The organism is Solirubrobacter phytolaccae (genome assembly GCF_027587195.1).
Lineage (GTDB): Bacteria > Actinomycetota > Thermoleophilia > Solirubrobacterales > Solirubrobacteraceae > Solirubrobacter > Solirubrobacter phytolaccae.
In genome coordinates this window covers 44,612-61,130 of the sequence record NZ_JAPDDP010000045.1, presented here as the reverse complement: position 1 = coordinate 61,130, position 16,519 = coordinate 44,612, and the positions used below count along the sequence as shown (strand labels likewise).

Genomic DNA, 16,519 nt, shown 5'->3' with positions numbered 1-16,519 from the left:
GGGCAGTCGTGAAGGAGGTCGGCGAGCAGCTGCATCGGCGCGGCGAGATCCCCCTGGGGGCGCTGGCGGGCGCGGCGAGGGTGGCGGCGCCGGCGCGCGTGGCGGCGTCGCCCTGTCGGACCACTTCGGGCATGGCTACGCGGTTGTCGTGCACGACCCGCGCGACGCCGCCGGCCTCGTTCGCGCGGCCGGCGCGCGCGGGCTTCCCCTGCGCGTCGTGGCGATCGGCGGCGCGCCCCCGTCGGTGCGCGCCGCCTACCCCGAGCGGCTCGTGCTCGTGCGTCCCGATCGCCTGATCGCGTGGCGCGGCGACTACGCGCCCGACGCCGCGAGCGTCCTCGCCGCGGCCGCGGGCTTCCCGTTGGCGGAGGCCTGGGCGGCGTGAGGCGGCCACGCCGCGCGCGGACCCGTGTTGGCCGGCCCGCCGCGGCGGCGCGCCGGCGTGCTCAACGACGGCGGGAGGTAGCCGGCGTCGGCGGCGTTGACCGTCGTGCCCGGCGGGACGATCTCGTCGATCCGGTCGAGCACGTCCTGGGAGAGCTTCACGTCGCCCGCGCCGAGCTGGCTCTGCAGATGCTCCAGCGTCCGCGGCCCGATGATCGCCGACGTCACCGCCGGGTGCTCGAGCACGAACGCCAGCGCGAGGTGGATCAGCGACAGCCCGGCCTCGTCGGCCAGCTCGCCCAACGCGATCGCCGCTTCCAGCTTGGCCTGGTTCTCCGGACGCGCGAGGTCGAACCGTCCCGGCAACCGCGAAGCCCGGCTGGAGACGGGCTGCTCGATCCCGCGCCGGTGCCGACCCGACAGCCAGCCGCCCGCCAGCGGGCTCCACGGCAGCACCGCGAGGTCGTACCGCGAGGCCACGTGCAGCAGCTCTCGCTCGATGCCGCGGGCGAGGATCGAGTACGGCGGCTGCTCGCTCACCACGCGCGACCAGCCGTGTGTCCTCGCGACCCACTGGCCCTCGACGACCTCCCACGGGTCGAAGGTCGACGTGCCGATGTAGCGGATCTTGCCCGCCCGCACGAGGTCGTTCAAAGCGCCGAGCGTCTCTTCGAAGTCGGTCTCGTCCTCGGGGCGGTGCACCTGGTAGAGGTCGATCCAGTCCGTGCCGAGCCGGCGCAGGCTGTCCTCGATCGCGAGGTTGATCCAACGCCGCGAGTTCCCGCGCCGCCACTCGCCCTCGCCGACCTGCCCGTGGAACTTCGACGCGAGGAAGACCTCGTCGCGCCGGCCCTTGAGCGCCTTGCCGACGATCTCCTCCGACTCGCCGCCCGAGTACACGTCGGCGGTGTCGATCGCGTTGATCCCGCCGGCCAACGCCGCGTGGATGATCCGGATCGAATCGGCGTGGTCGGCGTTGGCCCGCGCGCCGAAGTTCATCGCCCCGAGGGTCAGCGGGCTGATCCACACACCGGTACGCCCGAAGGGTCGTCTTGAGTCGCTCATGACTTAAACCCTATAAACCCGATCAACTTTGTGTAGTCTGCACGGCATGACGCGCAGATCAACGGTTTCCGCCCTGTTCTCCGCCCTCCTCGCCGTGGCCGTCTGCGCGTGTGGATCGGGCGGCGGCAGCTCGACGAAGGCGGCGGCGCTCGGCGCCAAGCAGGACTCCAAGCCCACCACGGGCGGCACGATCGAGTACGGCCACTACCAAGAGCCGCCGTGCCTCGTGACCACCTGGGTGCAGACGGGCTACCTGACCCGCCAGTACCTCGAGCAGCTGATCACGGTCGACGAGAAGGGCGAGTTCCTGCCCTGGCTCGCCGAGTCGTGGGACATCTCCGACGACAAGCAGACGTACACGTTCCACCTGAAGCCGAACGTCAAGTTCACGAACGGCGAGCCCTTCAACTCCGAGGCCGTCAAGGTCAACTTCGACAACTGGTTCTCGACCGACCCGACGCGCCGCAACGGCTACGTCGCCTTCCACGTCGAGGACCACATCGACAAGATCGAGACGCCGGACGACCTCACCGTCGTCTTCAAGCTCAAGCACCCGCACCACCCGTTCCTGAGCGCGCTCTCCCAGTACGCGTTCGGCTTCCTCGCGCCGTCGGTCGTCAAGGCCGGCCCGGAGGAGTGGTGCGTGCGCCCGGTCGGCACCGGCCCGTTCATCGTCGAGAAGTGGAACCGGGGGACGAACGTCGTCCTCAAGCGCAACCCGAACTACAACTCCGCGCCCGGTGACGTCGAGAACAAGGGCCCGGCCTACGTCGACGGCATCAACTGGAAGTTCCTCAAGGACAACACGGCCCGCTGGGGCTCGCTGAAGTCCGGCCAGTCCGACGTCATCTACGACATCCCGGGCGTCAACTGGGCCGAGGCCAACGAGCGCTACGAGGTGCTCCGCCACATCACGGGCGGCCGCCCGAGCCAGCTCGCGCTCGCCACCGACCACGCGCCGTTCGACGACGTGAAGGTCCGCAAGGCGTTCCAGTACGCGTCCGACCGTCGCAAGGCGGTGGAGACGGTCTTCCAGGGCGCCGTGCCCTACAACGGCAACGGCGCCCTCAGCGCCAGCTCGCCCGAGCACCTGAAGGACCTCGAGGACTACTACAAGTACGACCCAGCGAAGGCCAACCAGCTGCTCGACGAGGCCGGCTGGACGGAGAAGGACGCCGATGGCATCCGCTCCAAGAACGGCAAGAAGCTGACGGTCCGGATCGTCTACGGCGCGGGCTCGATCATCAGCTCCGACGGCTCCGAGTTCCTCCAGATCGTGCAGGACCAGGCCAAGCAGGTCGGGTTCGACGTCCAGCTCAAGCCGATCACCACCGCCGACTTCTTCGCCGGCAAGGGCCGCCAGCCGGGCGAGTTCGAGATCCAGCCCGGCTACTGGGTGGCGCGCAGCGCGGAGATCTTCCAGGTCGTCTGGAAGCCGGACGCCAAGGCCGACGACGGCACGGTGCTGCCCAACGCCAACAACACGAGCCGACTGCAGACCGACCAGGTCGGGATCTGGCAGCTCGTGCGCCAGGCCGACCAGGAGTACGACGACGCCAAGCGCACCGCGCTCTACGAGCAGGTCCAGCGCAAGCTCGTCGAGGAGCAGGCCGTGACCGTCGGCGCGTACCCGCTGACCGTCTCGCTGGCCCTCAGCGAGCGCATCACCGGGATCAAGCTCAACGCGTCGATCGGCGAGCCGATCTTCAACGACGCCTACTTCGTCAAGGGGAAGTAGATGGCGGCGACCGTCCTCAAGCGCCTCGCCGGCGCGGTCCTCGTCCTGTGGGCGACGGCGACGTTCACGTTCGTCGTCCAGCTGTTCATGCCCGGCGACCGCGCGACGATGATCATCAACACGCAGGCGGGCAACCTGCAGAACCCGAGCCCGGAGGAGATCGCCACCCTCAACGAGCGGTACGGGTTCGACGACTCCTACCTGACGCAGTACCTGCACTACCTGGGCGACCTCGCCCGCGGCGACCTCGGCGTCTCCTACAACCAGCACCAGCCGGTGACGGAGATCATCGCGGCGCAGATCGGCCCGACGATCGTCCTGACCGTCTCGGCGCTGATCCTCGCGTGGGTGATCTCGCTGATCATCACCGTCCTCGCGACCGGGCGTGACAACGTCTGGTCGCGGGCGGCGACGGGCTTCCAGATCGTCACCGCCGCGCTGCCGCCGTACTGGATCGGCACGATCCTGCTGGTCCTGCTCGCGGTCCAGACCGGGATCTTCCCGGTCGAGGGCGACACGAGCGTGATCGGGCTCATCCTGCCCGCGCTGACGCTCGCGATCCCGCTCTCGGGCTTCCTCGGGCAGGTGACCCAGGACGAGTTCGAACGGGTGCTCGAGCAGCCGTTCGTGACCTCTTCCCGCACCCGCGGGATGGGTGACCTCGGTGTCCGGCTGCGCCACGTGCTCCGGCACGCGGTGCTGCCGGCGGTCACCCTCTCGGGCTGGGCGCTCGGCGCGCTGTTCAGCGGCGCCGTGCTGATCGAGGCCGTGTTCTCACGGCCAGGGATCGGCGGCATCCTCGTGCAGGCGACCTCGGGGCGTGACATCCCGCTCGTGACGGGCGTGATGCTCGCCTCGGCGGTCATGTACATCGTCGCGAACCTGCTCGTGGACGTCGCCTACCGCTACGTCGACCCGAGGCTGAGGACGGCATGACCGCGATCACCCTCCAACCGCGCGCGGCCCGCGCGAGCCGGACGGGCGCGTTCCTGCGCAGCGTCCCGCCCGGGGTCAAGCTCGCCGCGCTCGTCGTGGCGCTGTACGTCCTCGCCGCGGTCGCCCCCGGCGTGCTGCAGCCGCACGACCCGTTCTCCACCGACCTCGACAGCTCGCTGCTCGCGCCCTCGCTGCAGCACCCGTTCGGCACCGACCAGTCGGGCCGGGACCTGTTCTCGCGCGTGGTCGAGGGCGCCCGCCAGTCGCTCGCGATCGGCATCGGCGCGACCGCGCTGAGCTTCGTCATCGCGCTCGTGCTCGGCATCGCCGCCGGGCTCGGGCCGCGGCTCGTGGACGGCGGCGTGAACCGCTTCCTCGAGGTGCTGTTCGCGTTCCCGACGCTGTTCCTGGCGCTGCTGTTCGTGGCCGTGTTCGGCCAGACCGTGACGACGCAGATCGTCGCGGTGGCGATCGGCACCGCACCGGGCTACGCGCGCATCATCCGCGGCCAGTTCCTGCAGGTGAAGGGCTCCACGTACGTGGAGGCGGCGCGCGCGGTCGGCCATCCGTACCCGCGGATCGTCGCGCAGCACATCTTCCCGAACGCGATGCGGCCGCTGGTCGTGATGTTCACGCTCGGCGTCGGCCAGGCGATCGTGTGGGCCTCCGGCCTCGCGTTCCTCGGGCTGGGCGTCGCGCCGCCGTCGCCGGAGTGGGGCGCGCTGCTCGACGCCGGCCGCAACTACACGACGAGCGCGTGGTGGCTGGAGGTCATGCCCGGCCTGGCGATCGTCCTCTTCGCCCTGTCGGTGACCGTCGTCGGCCGGCACATCCAAGAACGTCTCGAAGGCAAAGTGAAGGTGCAGGCACTGTGAGCGCTCCACTGATCCGCCTCGAGGGCCTGCGGGTCGCCTTCGGGCCCACCGAGGCCGTCCGCGAGGTCTCCTTCGAGCTGCAGCCCGGGCGCTCGCTCGCGATCGTCGGCGAGTCCGGCTCGGGCAAGAGCGTCACCGCGCGCACGCTCGTCGGGCTGACCGGCGGCCGCGCGCAGGTCGGCGTGGACCGCTACGAGTACCTCGGGCGCGACGTCTCCGCGCTCAGCGACCGCGAGTGGCGCAAGGTCCGCGGCAAGGAGATCGGGTTCGTCACTCAGGACGCGCTCGTCTCGCTGGACGGGCTGCGGCCGGTCGGCAAGGAGGTGGGCGAGGGCCCGCGCCTGCACGGCTGGAGCGGCTCCAAGGACGAGTTGCGGGCACGCGTCGTCGAGCTGCTGCGCGACGTCGGCGTGCCCGAGCCGGAGCTGAAGGCGCGCCAGCTCCCGCACGAGCTCTCGGGCGGGCAGCGACAGCGGGCGCTGATCGCGTCCGCGCTCGCGCTCGACCCGAGCCTCTTGATCGCGGACGAGCCGACCACCGCGCTCGACGTGACCATCCAGGCCCAGGTCCTGGAGCTGCTGGAGGCGACCCGGGCGCGCGGCAAGGCGCTCATCCTCATCAGCCACGACCTCGCGGTCGTCTCGCGGATGGCCGACTTCGTGCTCGTCATGCGCGAGGGCGAGGTGGTCGAGCGCGGGCCGGCCGCGCAGGTGTTCGGCGACCCGCAGCACGAGTACACGCGCAAGCTGCTGGACGCGGTGCCGTCGGCGCATTCGCGTGGCGCGCGGCTCTCGCCGTCATCGGCGCCGCGGCTCGCGGTCGTGCCCGAGCACCGCACGGCGCCGGCGGGCGAAGGGCCGCTGCTGCGTGCGCGGGACCTCGTGAAGAGCTTCCGCGGGCCGGACAAGCTGGCGCGCACCGTCGTGCAGGACGTGTCGTTCGACCTCGCGCGCGGCGAGACGCTCGGGATCGTCGGCGAGTCCGGGTCGGGCAAGTCCACGACCGCGCGGCTCGTGCTTGCGCTGGAAACGGCGGACTCGGGTGTCGTCGAGCTGGGCGGGCGCGCGTGGTCGACGCTCAGCGAGCGCGAGCGCCGTCCGCGGCGACGCGAGATCTCCGTCATCTACCAGGACCCGCTCAGCTCGTTCGATCCCCGTTGGCCGGTCGAGCGGATCGTCGGCGACGCCGCCGAGGACGCCGCGCAGGTGAGCGAGCTGCTGGACCTCGTGGGGCTGGAACGCAGCCTTCGCGACCGGCGTCCGCTGGAGCTCTCGGGCGGGCAGCGCCAGCGGGTCGCGATCGCCCGCGCCCTCGCGCCGCGGCCGTCGGTGATCGTCTGCGACGAGCCCGTCTCGGCGCTGGACGTGTCGATCCAGGCGCAGGTGCTCGACCTGCTCGCCGACCTGCGCGACGAGCTCGACGTGAGCCTGCTGTTCATCTCCCACGACCTCGGCGTCGTGCACCACCTGTCCGACCGCGTGCTCGTCATGAGCGAGGGGCGCGTCGTCGAGCAGGGCACCGCCGACGCCGTCTTCCTGAACCCGAAGCACGACTACACGCAGCGGCTCGTCGCCGCCGTGCCGCGGCTCGGGTATCAGCGGGAGCAGGTGGCCGCGTGAGAGTGCGCCTCGGGGTCAACGTGCTCGGGGTGGGCTGCCACCCGGCGGCGTGGCGCACGGGTGAGGTCGAGCCGACGGCGCAGTTCGACGTCGCCTACTTCCAGCAGGTCGCGCGGATCGGCGAGCGCGGGACGCTCGACGCCGTCTTCCTCGCCGACCAACCCGGGTTGTTCGAGCCGCCGGACCGGCGCCCGCCGATGACGGCGCTGGAGCCGACGGTCGTGCTGGCCGCGGTTGCGAGCGCGACGGAGCGGATCGGCGTCGTCGCCACCGCCTCGACGTCCTACAACGAGCCGTTCAACCTCGCGCGGCGGATCGCGTCGCTCGACCATCTGAGCGGTGGCCGGGCGGGCTGGAACGCGGTCACCACCTACGCGCCGACGGCGTCCGCGAACTTCGGCTTCGAGGCGCCCGCGTCGCATGACGAGCGGTACGGCCGTGCGGACGAGTTCCTCTCCGTGACCAAGCAGCTGTGGGACAGCTGGGCCGACGACGCGCTCGTCGGTGACGTGGACGCCGGCGTGTACGCCGACACCGGCCGGATCGAGCCGATCGACCATGTCGGCGAGCACTTCTCCGTGCGCGGGCCGCTCAACGTCCCGCGCTCGCGCCAGGGTCGGCCGGTGCTCGTGCAGGCCGGCGGCTCGCCACAGGGCCGGGCGCTGGCGGCCAAGCACGCGGAGGCGATCTTCACCTCGCAGCTCACGCTCGAGGCCGGTCAGGCGTTCTACGCGGACATCAAGTCGCGCGTCCTGCGTGAAGGCCGCGACCCCGACGGCGTGCTGATCCTGCCGGGGCTGACGACCGTCATCGGCGGCACCGAGGCCGAGGCCCACGCGCGCTACGAGCGGCTGGAGGAGCTGGCCGGCGGGTCGGGCTCGCTCTGGCACCTCGCGGCGCAGCTCGGCCTCGACGCCGAGTCGCTGGACCTCGACGCGCCGCTCCCACCGATCGACCGGTCGCGGCTGAAGTCCTCCGTCGGCTTCCAGGACGCGTTCCTCTCGCTGGCCGCGCAGGGCCTGACCGTCCGCCAGATCGTCACCCGCTTCGCGAGCGGCCACCGGCTCGTCGTCGGCGCGCCTGAGCAGGTCGCGGACACGATCGAGGCGTGGGTGCGCGAACGCGCGGCGGACGGCTTCAACCTGATGCCCGACGTGTTCCCGACCGGCCTCGAGGCGTTCGTCGACCACGTCGTGCCGGAGCTGCGCCGCCGCGGGATCTTCCGCACCGAGTACGAGGGCACGACGCTGCGCGAGCACCTCGGGCTGCCACGTCCGGTGCGCCACGAGGCGGTGTTCGTATGAGGGAGCTCCACCTCGGCCTGAACGCGCTCGGCGCCGGCACGCACCGCGGCGCCTGGCGCTGGCCGGAGAGCGACCCGCTCGGGATCTTTGACCCCGATCACTGGATCGGGCTCGCGCAGACCGCCGAGCGGGCCACGTTCGACCTGCTGTTCCTCGCCGACCTGTCGTCGTTCACGACGCCGCCGGCCGCCGGACCGTCGCTCGGGTTCGACACGAGCGTGCTGCTGTCGACGCTCGCGGGCGTCACCAGCCGGCTCGGGCTCGTCGGCACGAGCCTCACCACCTACGACCATCCGTTCCACGTCGCCCGCCGCTTCTCGTCGCTCGACCACCTGAGCCGGGGGCGCGCGGCCTGGAACGCGGTGACCGGGGCGAACCCGGCGAGCGCGCGCAACTTCGGCGGGCTCGAGCATCCCGACCGCGCCGAGCGCTACGCCCGCGCCGACGAGTTCCTCACCGTCGTGCACGAGCTGTGGGACTCGTGGGAGGACGGGGCGCTCGTCGGTGACGCGGCCGCCGGGCGCTACGGCGACGCCGCGCACATCCACCGGATCGAGCACGCGGGCACGTACTTCGAGGTCGAGGGACCGTCGCTGCTGCCGCGCTCGCCGCAGGGCCGGCCGGTGCAGGTGCAGGCCGGCGCGTCGACCGGCGGGCTGGGCCTGGCGGCCAAGTACGCCGAGATGGTGTTCACGTCCGCGGGCTCGCTCGAGGACGCCGAGCGCTACGCCACCAACGTGCGGCGGCGGCTCGCCCTGCACGGGCGCGCGCCCGACGCCCTGAAGATCCTGCCCGGGCTCGTGTTCACGCTCGGCGGCACCGAGGCCGAGGCGCGGGCGCGCTGGACCGAGCTCAACGCGCTGGCCGGCGAGCAGCCGCTGCAGTGGCTGGCCTTCCACCTCGGCGTCGCCGAGGACGAGCTGGCGTGGGACAAGCCGCTCCCGGAACACGCGCTCAGCACGGACGAGATCCGCGCCGGCTCGACGGGCGCGCGCGACATCATCGTCAACCTCGCCCGCCGCGAGCGGCTGACCGCCCGCCAGCTGCTCGAGCGCGTGAGCGGCTGGCACCGGCAGTTCATCGGCACGCCGGAGCAGCTCGCGGACTCGATCCAGGAGTGGTTCGAGACGGGGCTCGTCGACGGCTTCAACCTGATGCCCGACGTCCTGCCCTCAGGGCTGGACGCGTTCGTCGAGCACGTCGTGCCGATCCTGCGCGACCGTGGCCTCTTCCGCCGCGAATACACGGGAACGACCCTGCGGGACCACCTCGGGCTTCAGCGCCCGGTGAGCCGCTACGCGAGAAAGAAGGTGGCGGCATGAGCCGGCGACTGCGGCTGAACGCGTTCACGATGAACGTCGTCTCGCACATCGTGCAGGGCCAGTGGACGCGTCCCGACACACGCCAGCGCGACTACACGTCGCTCGAGCCGTGGGTCGAGCTGGCCAAGCTGCTGGAGAAGGGCCGCTTCGACGCGATCTTCTTCGCCGACGTGATCGGCGCCTACGACGTCTACAACGGCAACCGCGACGCGGCCGTACGCCGCGCCGTGCAGTTCCCGGTGAACGACCCGAGCGCACTCATCCCGGCGCTCGGGCTCGTCACCGAGCACCTCGGGCTGGCGTTCACGCTCTCGATCCTCCAGGAGCACCCGTTCAGCTTCGCCCGCCGCGCCTCCACGCTCGACCACTACACCCGCGGGCGGGTCGGCTGGAACATCGTCACCTCCTACCTGGAGAACGCGGCCAACAACCTCGGCTACCGCGGCCTGCCGCTGCACGACACGCGCTACGACCGCGGCGACGAGTACCTCGACGTCGTCTACAAGCTGTGGGAGGGCTCGTGGGAGGACGACGCCGTGCTCGCCGACACCGAGCGCGGGGTCTACGCCGACCCGGCCAAGGTCCACGAGATCGACCACCGCGGCGAGTACTACGACGTCGCCGGCCCGCACCTGAGCGAGCCCTCACCGCAGCGCACGCCGGTGCTCTTCCAGGCCGGCTCGTCCGAGCGCGGGCGCGAGTTCGCGGCCCGCCACGCCGAGGCGACGTTCATCTCCGCCCGCAACATCCGCGGCGCGCGGGCGAACGTCGACGACCTGCACCGGCGGCTCGTGCTCGCCGGCCGCCGGCCCGACGACCTGCTCGTCTTCCAGGGGCTGACGGTCATCACCGCGGCCACCGAGGGGGAGGCGCGGCGCAAGGAGCGCGAGGTGCAGGAGCACCTGAGCGACGAGGGCACGTTCGCGGTCGTGTCGGGCTGGCTGGGGACGGACCTGTCGGCGGTCGACCCCGACGCCCCGGTCGGTGATCTGCGCACGAACGCGCAGCAGGGCATCGTCAAGTCGCTCGCGGAGGCCGCGCCGGACAAGACGTGGACGTTCCGCGACCTGATCTTCTCGATCGCCAACCGCCGGATCGTCGGCACGCCCGAGCACGTCGCCGACGAGCTGGAGCGCTGGCACGTGGACGGCGGGATCGACGGCGTGAACCTGACCTACACGACGACCCCGGGGTCGTTCGAGGACTTCATCGACGGGGTGGTGCCGGTGCTGCAGGACCGTGGAGTCGTCCAGCGCGAGTACCACGAGGGGACCTTCCGGGAGAAGCTGTTCGACGGGCGGGTGGGACCGCGGCTCGCGGACACGCACCCGGGGACGGCGTACCGGAGAAAGGCGGTGGTCGCGTGAGCCGCCACCTGCACCTGAACGCGTTCGTGATGGACGTCGGCCACCACGAGGCGGCGTGGCGGCTGCCCGAGTCCGACCCGGGCGCGAACCTCGACGTCGAGCACTTCGTCCGGATCGCCCAGCTCGCGGAAGCCGGCACGCTGGACTCGATCTTCTTCGCCGACGGGCCGGTGCTGCGGGGCGACCCGCGGTTCCGCCCGGTGGAGCGGCTGGACCCGACGCTGCTGCTGGCCGCGATCGCCACCCGCACGGAGCACATCGGGCTGATCGCCACCGCGTCCACGTCCTACACCGAGCCGTACGAGATCGCGCGGCGGTTCGCGTCGCTGGACCACATCAGCGGCGGGCGCGCGGGCTGGAACATCGTCACCACCGCGGGCGACGACGCGGCGCGCAACTTCGGCCGCGACGGCCAGGCGCTGCACCACGAGCGCTACGAGCGCGCGGAGGAGTTCGTCGAGGTCGCGCTCAAGCTGTGGGACAGCTGGCAGGACGACGCGCAGCTCGCCGACAAGGACGCGGGCGTCTACGCCGACGGCGACCGGATCCGCGCGATCGAGCACGAGGGCGCGTTCTTCCGCGTCGCCGGGCCGCTGAACGTCTCGCGCACGCCGCAGGGCCGGCCCGTCCTCGTGCAGGCGGGCTCGTCGGAGGACGGCCGCGCGTTCGCGGCCCGTCACGCCGAGGCCGTGTTCACCGCGCAGCGCTCGCTCGCGGAGGGCCAGGCGTTCTACACCGACCTCAAGGCGCGCACCCGCGCGGCCGGCCGCCATCCCGACGCGATCAAGATCCTGCCGGGGATCGTGCCCGTCCTCGGCGCCACCGAGGCCGAGGCGCGCGCACTCGAGCGGGAGCTGGACGAGCTGATCGTCCCGGCCTACGGCCTCAAGCAGCTGTCGAGCTTCTTCGGCGTCGACCTGAGCGGCGCCGCGCTCGACGGCCCGCTGCCCGAGGTGCCGGCCGAGTCCGAGATCGAGGGCACCAAGAGCCGCGCCACGCTCGTCGCCGAGCTCGCGCGGCGCGAGTCGCTGACCGTGCGCGAGCTGATCGGCAAGCTCGGCGGCGGACGCGGCCACCGCACGTTCGCGGGCACGCCGGAGCAGGTCGCCGACACGATCGAGGAGTGGTTCCGCGCCGGCGCCGCCGACGGCTTCAACGTGATGCCGGCCGTGCTCCCGTCCGGCCTGGAGCGCTTCGTCGAACACGTGGTGCCGATCCTGCGCCGGCGCGGGCTGTTCCGCCACGAGTACACCGGCCGCACCCTGCGCGAGCACTACGGGCTCGCCCGGCCGGCCCATCGTCAACTGGAGGTCATCGCGTGAGCATCGAAGGCGTTTGGTACACCCGCTGCCCTGTCCCGACCGCGTTCTCGCTCGCGGTCGAGCAGGGCTGGATCGACGACGCGGTGGGCGAGCACGGCCTCGTCGCCCGCTCGCTGTCCGCCAGCTCGGACCCGAAAGTCCGCCAGGCGCACTTCGACCAGAACCTGAGCGCGTTCTTCCGCCACGGCGGCAACATCCCGCCGCTCGTGGCGCGCTCGCGCGGCGTCGACGTGCGCGTGATCGGGCTCTCGTGGGCGCAGATCCCGCAGCAGCTGCTGACGCTCCCCGGCAGCGGGATCGGCAGCCCCGAGGACCTGCGCGGTCGGCGCCTCTCGCTCCCGCGGCGCGTCAACTCGTCCGTGGACTTCGTGCGCGCGACCGCCCTGCGCGGCTACGAGAAGGCGCTCGCGAGCGCCGGGCTGACGCTCGACGACGTGGAGCTCGTCGAGGTCGTCGTCGACCGCAGCTTCATCGCCGAGTCGACGGCCTCTACCGGCGAGCGCGACTCGCTGTGGGACGCCGGCTACCTGACCGGCTTCCAGCGCGAGGAGGCCGCGGCGCTGCGCGACGGCACGGTCGACGTCGTCTTCGCGAGTGGTGGGCACGCCGCACGGCTGCGCGCGGCGACCGGTGCGCTCGTCGTGATCGACGTCGGCGCGTTCGACGAGTGGGCGCGCAACGTCAACAACGGCAACCCGGCCGCGCTCACCGTCACCGGCGACCTGCTCGACGAGCGGCCGGAGCTGGTCGCGGGCGTGCTGGCCGCCGTCATCCGCGCGGGGCGCTGGGCCGTGGACGAGCCCGAAGCGGCCCGGCCCGTGCTGGCGCGTGAGTCGGGCGTCGCGGTCGAGGACCTCGACGCGGCCTACTCGCCCGCCGTGGCCGCGCAGCTCGACATCGACCTCTCGAAGGCGCGCCTGGCCGCGCTCGCCGACCAGGCGAACCTGCTCGAGCGGCACGGGTTCCTGGACGGGCCGCTGGACTGGGACACGTTCGTCGACGACCGGCCGCTGCGCGCCGCGCGCGAGGTGCTGAAGCGTCAGCTGGCTGCCACTTGACGGTTCCTTGATACAGCGCTGACCCTGAATTGAGAGGCGCGGTCGATCTCCAGGGGTGTGAACCCCCGAAGAGCGCTCGCCCCGCTGGCCGTGCTGGCCGTCCTCCCCTTCACCGCTTGCGGTGCGGACGAGCCGGTGCAGCGGGTCTCCCTGACGCTCCCGTTGGTCGCCGACGGGGGCGCGGAGGCTCCGCTGCGGGTCAGCGGGAACGTGCAGCGGGGCGTGCGGCTCGGCGACGCGACGCTCCTGGCGCTCGCCGACGAGGAGATCGAGCTCTACGAGCCGTTCGAGAAGCGCCGGATGCGCTTCCGGGCCGCACCGCTGCGCGACGTGCTCGGGCTGGCCGGGATCGAGCCGGAGGCGAGGACCCTGCACGCGGTCGCGCTCAACGACTACGTGGTCGACATCCCGCTCGACGTCGCGCTCGCCGACGGCGTGTATCTGGCCGTCCGGGACGGCGCGGGCGCGCCGCTGCCCGTCTCCAGCGGCGGGCCGCTCCGGATCGTCTTCACCGACGACGCGAAGGGCGCGGACGTCGAGAACTACTGGATCTGGAGCCTGGCGACGGTGAGGGTGAAGTGAAGCGCCCGTCGCTGCTGCTGGCCGTGGTGATCGCGACGACGCTGGCCGCGCTCGCCGTGCTCGGCCACCTGCTGCTGAACGTCGGCTCGACGACGGACGAGCTCGCCGCCACGCGGATCGTGGCCTCCCAGACCGCGAACGGCCAGCGCGACCTGCTGCTCTTCCAGCGCGCCGTCAACGGGCTCGCGCTCGACGGGACCGTGGAGGAGGCCGAGCTGCGGCGCGGGCTCGCGCTCCAGCAGCTCAAGAACCTCGAGCGGCACGCCCCCGACCCGGCGTCCATGACGCGGCTGGAACAGCGGGTGCGCGCGGTCGACCTGACCGGCCCCGTGGCGGAGGCCGACGCGCAGATCGCTGCCGTCGAACGCGACTTCAAGGCCTTCTCCGACTCCAGCAACCTGGCGTTCCGAGCGACGGTCGCCGACGCGGTCGACGCGCGCGGCGGCACGCAGCGGCTGCTCGCCGTGCTGATCGGGCTGACGCTCGTGCTCGCCGTCGCCGCGACGCTGCAGGCCCGCGCGAAGAGCTCACGCCGGTTCCGCGCGCTCGTGCAGCACGCCTCCGACGTGACGCTGCTGATCGACGAGCGCGGGGTCATCCAGTACGCGAGCCCGTCGCTCGAGCGCGTGATCGGCGTCACCCCGGAGGACGCGGAGGGCGCCGAGCTGTGCGGGCTGATCCCCGAGGACGAGGCGGGCCGGCTCACGCGCCAGCTCGCGCCGCTCGCCGACACCGGCGGACAGCTCCCGGTCGAGTTCTCGGTGCTGCACACCGACGGGACCAAGCGGCTGCTGGACGGCACGGTCGTGAACCTGCTCGACGAGTCCGCGGTCGGCGCGATCGTCTTCAACGTGCGCGACGTGACGGACCGGCGCGAGCTGGAGGGCGAGCTCACCGAGCTCGCGTTCCACGACGCGCTCACCGGGCTGGCGAACCGCGCGCTCCTGCGCGAGCGGATCGGCCACGCGGCGGCGCGGTCCCGGCGCAACGAGACGGCGGGCGCGGCCGTGATGCTGATCGACCTCGACGACTTCAAGTCGGTCAACGACGGCCTCGGGCACCGCGAGGGCGACCTGCTGCTGCAGGCCGTGGCCCGCCGCCTGGAGGGCGCGATCCGCTCCGCCGACACCGCCGCCCGGCTCGGCGGCGACGAGTTCGTGATCTTCGCCGAGGACGTCGACAGCATCGACGAGGCCGCCGAGCTGGCCGAGCGCGTGCTCGCGGCGTTCGACGCGCCGTTCGAGCTCAGCGTCGGCGCCTTCCACTGCCGCGCGAGCGTCGGCGTGCGCTACGTCGTCGGCGCCCAGCTCGACGCGGACGACCTACTGCGGGACGCCGACCTCGCGATGTACTCCGCCAAGGGCGCGGGCAAGGGGACGTGGACGCTGTTCGAGTCCGGCATGGGCGAGGAGGCGAGCGAGCGGCTCACCCTGCGCGCCGAGCTGCACCGCGCGCTCGAGAACGACGAGCTGGTGCTGCACTTCCAGCCGATCGTCGACCTCAAGACCGAGGCGGTCACCGGCTTCGAGGCGCTCGTGCGCTGGCAGCACCCGACGCGCGGGCTGCTCGCCCCGGACATGTTCATCGGCCTCGCCGAGTCGACCGGGATCATCCACCGCCTGGGCGCGTGGGTCATCCGCGAGGCGACCGGAGCGCTCCGCCGGTTCCAGGACGCGTCGGGCGATCACGAGCTGGCGATGAACGTGAACGTGTCGCCGCTGCAGCTCGAGAACGCGTGGATCGTGGACGTGGTGCGCTCGGCGCTGGAAGTCGCCGCGGTCGGCCCGCGGTGCCTCTCACTCGAGGTGACCGAGGGCGTCTTCCTCTCCGACACGGCGATGGTCGCGGAGCGGCTGCAGGCGCTGAACGCGCTCGGCGTGCGGATCGCGCTCGACGACTTCGGCACGGGCTTCTCCGCGCTCGGCTACCTCGAGCGGCTGCCGCTCGAAGGCCTGAAGATCGATCGCGCGTTCGTCTCCGGGGTCGCCGCGGACAACCGCGGCCAGGTGCTGGGCGCGATCGCGGGCCTCGCGAACGGCCTCGGCCTCTCGACCGTCGCCGAGGGCATCGAGACCGAGGCGCAGCTCGCCGCGGTGCGCGCGCTCGGCTGCGACCGCGGGCAGGGCTACCTGTTCTCACGGCCGCTGCCCGAGGCGGCCGCGGCCGCGCACCTCGCTACTTCGCGATCTTCGGGTCGCCCGTCCGCTTCTGCGTCGCGGTGATGACCTTGTTGTCGGAGCCCTTGATGGCGAGGACGACCTGCGTGTCGGTCGTCTCGCCGGTCAGGACGTAGAGCGTCCCGGTCTCGCTGACCGCCGCCTCGTCCGCCGCGGCCTTCGCGATCAGGCCCTGCGCGGTGAGCGCGCTCACGAGCTCCGCGGCGGCGGGGAACTTGTCCTCGGCCACCGCGGCCACCGCCATCCCCGCGGCGCTCGTGAGCGCCTCCTCGGCGGACGCGGCCTGCTGCTCACGGCCGGCGCTGGCCTGCTGGGTATCGATCGCGGTCTTGACCTTGGCGTCGAAGTACATGATCGCCTGCGCGGAGCCGTCCGTGGACTGTGCGACGCACAGGTCCGGCTTGCCCTTGAGCGCGTGCGAGAGCGTCACCGTGGTCGACTTGGCCTTCTCGGGCCACGTGATCAGGCTCGCCGCGTACCAGCCGAGCGAAGGCGCGGGCTGCTCCTGCGCGCCCATCAGCTTCGCGTAGTCGTCGGTGCAGTACACCTGCCCGGCCTTGCCGCCGGTGCCGGCCGCGCTCGCCGACGTGCGCTTGATCGTCACTTGGTCCCCCGCGACGCTGACGCTCAGCCCCGATTCCTTGTCGGAGGCGGAGTGCGTCGCCACCTTCTGCTCTTCCTCTCCACAGGCGGCGAGCGTGAGCGCCGCGGCGAGCGCGAGGACAGGACCGGTGACGGCAAGCTTCATCCTTCGAGTCTGGCCGCGAGAG

Annotated in this window: 14 protein-coding genes; 12 read left to right on the top strand and 2 right to left on the bottom strand. The window is 72.2% G+C overall.

Features of this window, described 5'->3' with window-relative positions:
- A partial coding sequence (locus OJ997_RS22225; protein WP_443732125.1) for an aromatic-ring hydroxylase C-terminal domain-containing protein occupies positions 1 to 385 on the top strand: 385 nt, incomplete at its 5' end.
- Here OJ997_RS22225 and OJ997_RS22220 read toward each other — a convergent pair.
- Positions 313 to 1,449: an aldo/keto reductase gene (locus OJ997_RS22220; RefSeq protein ID WP_270027431.1), complete on the bottom strand. Its 1,137-nt coding sequence runs from the start codon at positions 1,447 to 1,449 to the stop codon at positions 313 to 315. The genes OJ997_RS22225 and OJ997_RS22220 overlap by 73 nt on opposite strands.
- Positions 1,450 to 1,495: 46 nt before the next feature.
- Here OJ997_RS22220 and OJ997_RS22215 point away from each other — a divergent pair, with 46 nt between their 5' ends.
- Genes OJ997_RS22215 through OJ997_RS22165 form a run of 11 tightly spaced genes read left to right on the top strand, consistent with a single transcriptional unit; the run spans position 1,496 to position 15,794 of the window.
- A complete protein-coding gene (locus OJ997_RS22215) occupies positions 1,496 to 3,187 on the top strand; it encodes an ABC transporter substrate-binding protein (RefSeq protein ID WP_270027430.1) in 1,692 nt (563 codons plus the stop codon).
- Entirely contained in the window at positions 3,188 to 4,123 is a 936-nt protein-coding gene (locus tag OJ997_RS22210; RefSeq protein WP_270027429.1) for an ABC transporter permease, read from the top strand.
- Positions 4,120 to 4,998 (top strand): ABC transporter permease, encoded by an 879-nt coding sequence (locus OJ997_RS22205; RefSeq protein WP_270027428.1) that lies wholly within the window; start codon positions 4,120 to 4,122, stop codon positions 4,996 to 4,998. Before OJ997_RS22210 ends, OJ997_RS22205 begins: the two co-directional genes overlap by 4 nt.
- A complete protein-coding gene (locus OJ997_RS22200; RefSeq protein ID WP_270027427.1) occupies positions 4,995 to 6,617 on the top strand; it encodes a dipeptide ABC transporter ATP-binding protein in 1,623 nt (540 codons plus the stop codon). Before OJ997_RS22205 ends, OJ997_RS22200 begins: the two co-directional genes overlap by 4 nt.
- Positions 6,614 to 7,921, top strand: coding sequence for an LLM class flavin-dependent oxidoreductase (locus OJ997_RS22195; protein WP_270027426.1), 1,308 nt, complete (start codon positions 6,614 to 6,616; stop codon positions 7,919 to 7,921). The genes OJ997_RS22200 and OJ997_RS22195 overlap by 4 nt, the downstream gene beginning before the upstream one ends.
- Positions 7,918 to 9,243 (top strand): LLM class flavin-dependent oxidoreductase, encoded by a 1,326-nt coding sequence (locus OJ997_RS22190; RefSeq protein ID WP_270027425.1) that lies wholly within the window; start codon positions 7,918 to 7,920, stop codon positions 9,241 to 9,243. The genes OJ997_RS22195 and OJ997_RS22190 overlap by 4 nt, the downstream gene beginning before the upstream one ends.
- Positions 9,240 to 10,610 carry an LLM class flavin-dependent oxidoreductase gene (locus OJ997_RS22185; RefSeq protein ID WP_270027424.1) on the top strand — a complete coding sequence of 457 codons (1,371 nt, stop codon included), beginning with the start codon at positions 9,240 to 9,242 and terminating at the stop codon, positions 10,608 to 10,610. The genes OJ997_RS22190 and OJ997_RS22185 overlap by 4 nt, the downstream gene beginning before the upstream one ends.
- On the top strand, positions 10,607 to 11,932 hold the full coding sequence (locus OJ997_RS22180) for an LLM class flavin-dependent oxidoreductase (RefSeq protein WP_270027423.1): 1,326 nt from the start codon (positions 10,607 to 10,609) through the stop codon (positions 11,930 to 11,932). Before OJ997_RS22185 ends, OJ997_RS22180 begins: the two co-directional genes overlap by 4 nt.
- On the top strand, positions 11,929 to 12,990 hold the full coding sequence (locus OJ997_RS22175) for an ABC transporter substrate-binding protein (protein ID WP_270027422.1): 1,062 nt from the start codon (positions 11,929 to 11,931) through the stop codon (positions 12,988 to 12,990). Before OJ997_RS22180 ends, OJ997_RS22175 begins: the two co-directional genes overlap by 4 nt.
- A 57-nt stretch (positions 12,991 to 13,047) precedes the next feature.
- Positions 13,048 to 13,572, top strand: coding sequence for a molybdopterin-dependent oxidoreductase (locus OJ997_RS37740; protein WP_270027421.1), 525 nt, complete (start codon positions 13,048 to 13,050; stop codon positions 13,570 to 13,572).
- Positions 13,569 to 15,794: a putative bifunctional diguanylate cyclase/phosphodiesterase gene (locus OJ997_RS22165; protein ID WP_270027420.1), complete on the top strand. Its 2,226-nt coding sequence runs from the start codon at positions 13,569 to 13,571 to the stop codon at positions 15,792 to 15,794. Before OJ997_RS37740 ends, OJ997_RS22165 begins: the two co-directional genes overlap by 4 nt.
- Here OJ997_RS22165 and OJ997_RS22160 read toward each other — a convergent pair.
- Positions 15,748 to 16,497, bottom strand: coding sequence for a hypothetical protein (locus tag OJ997_RS22160; protein WP_270027419.1), 750 nt, complete (start codon positions 16,495 to 16,497; stop codon positions 15,748 to 15,750). The two genes, OJ997_RS22165 and OJ997_RS22160, sit on opposite strands and share 47 nt — an antisense overlap.
- Positions 16,498 to 16,519 lie beyond the last annotated feature (22 nt).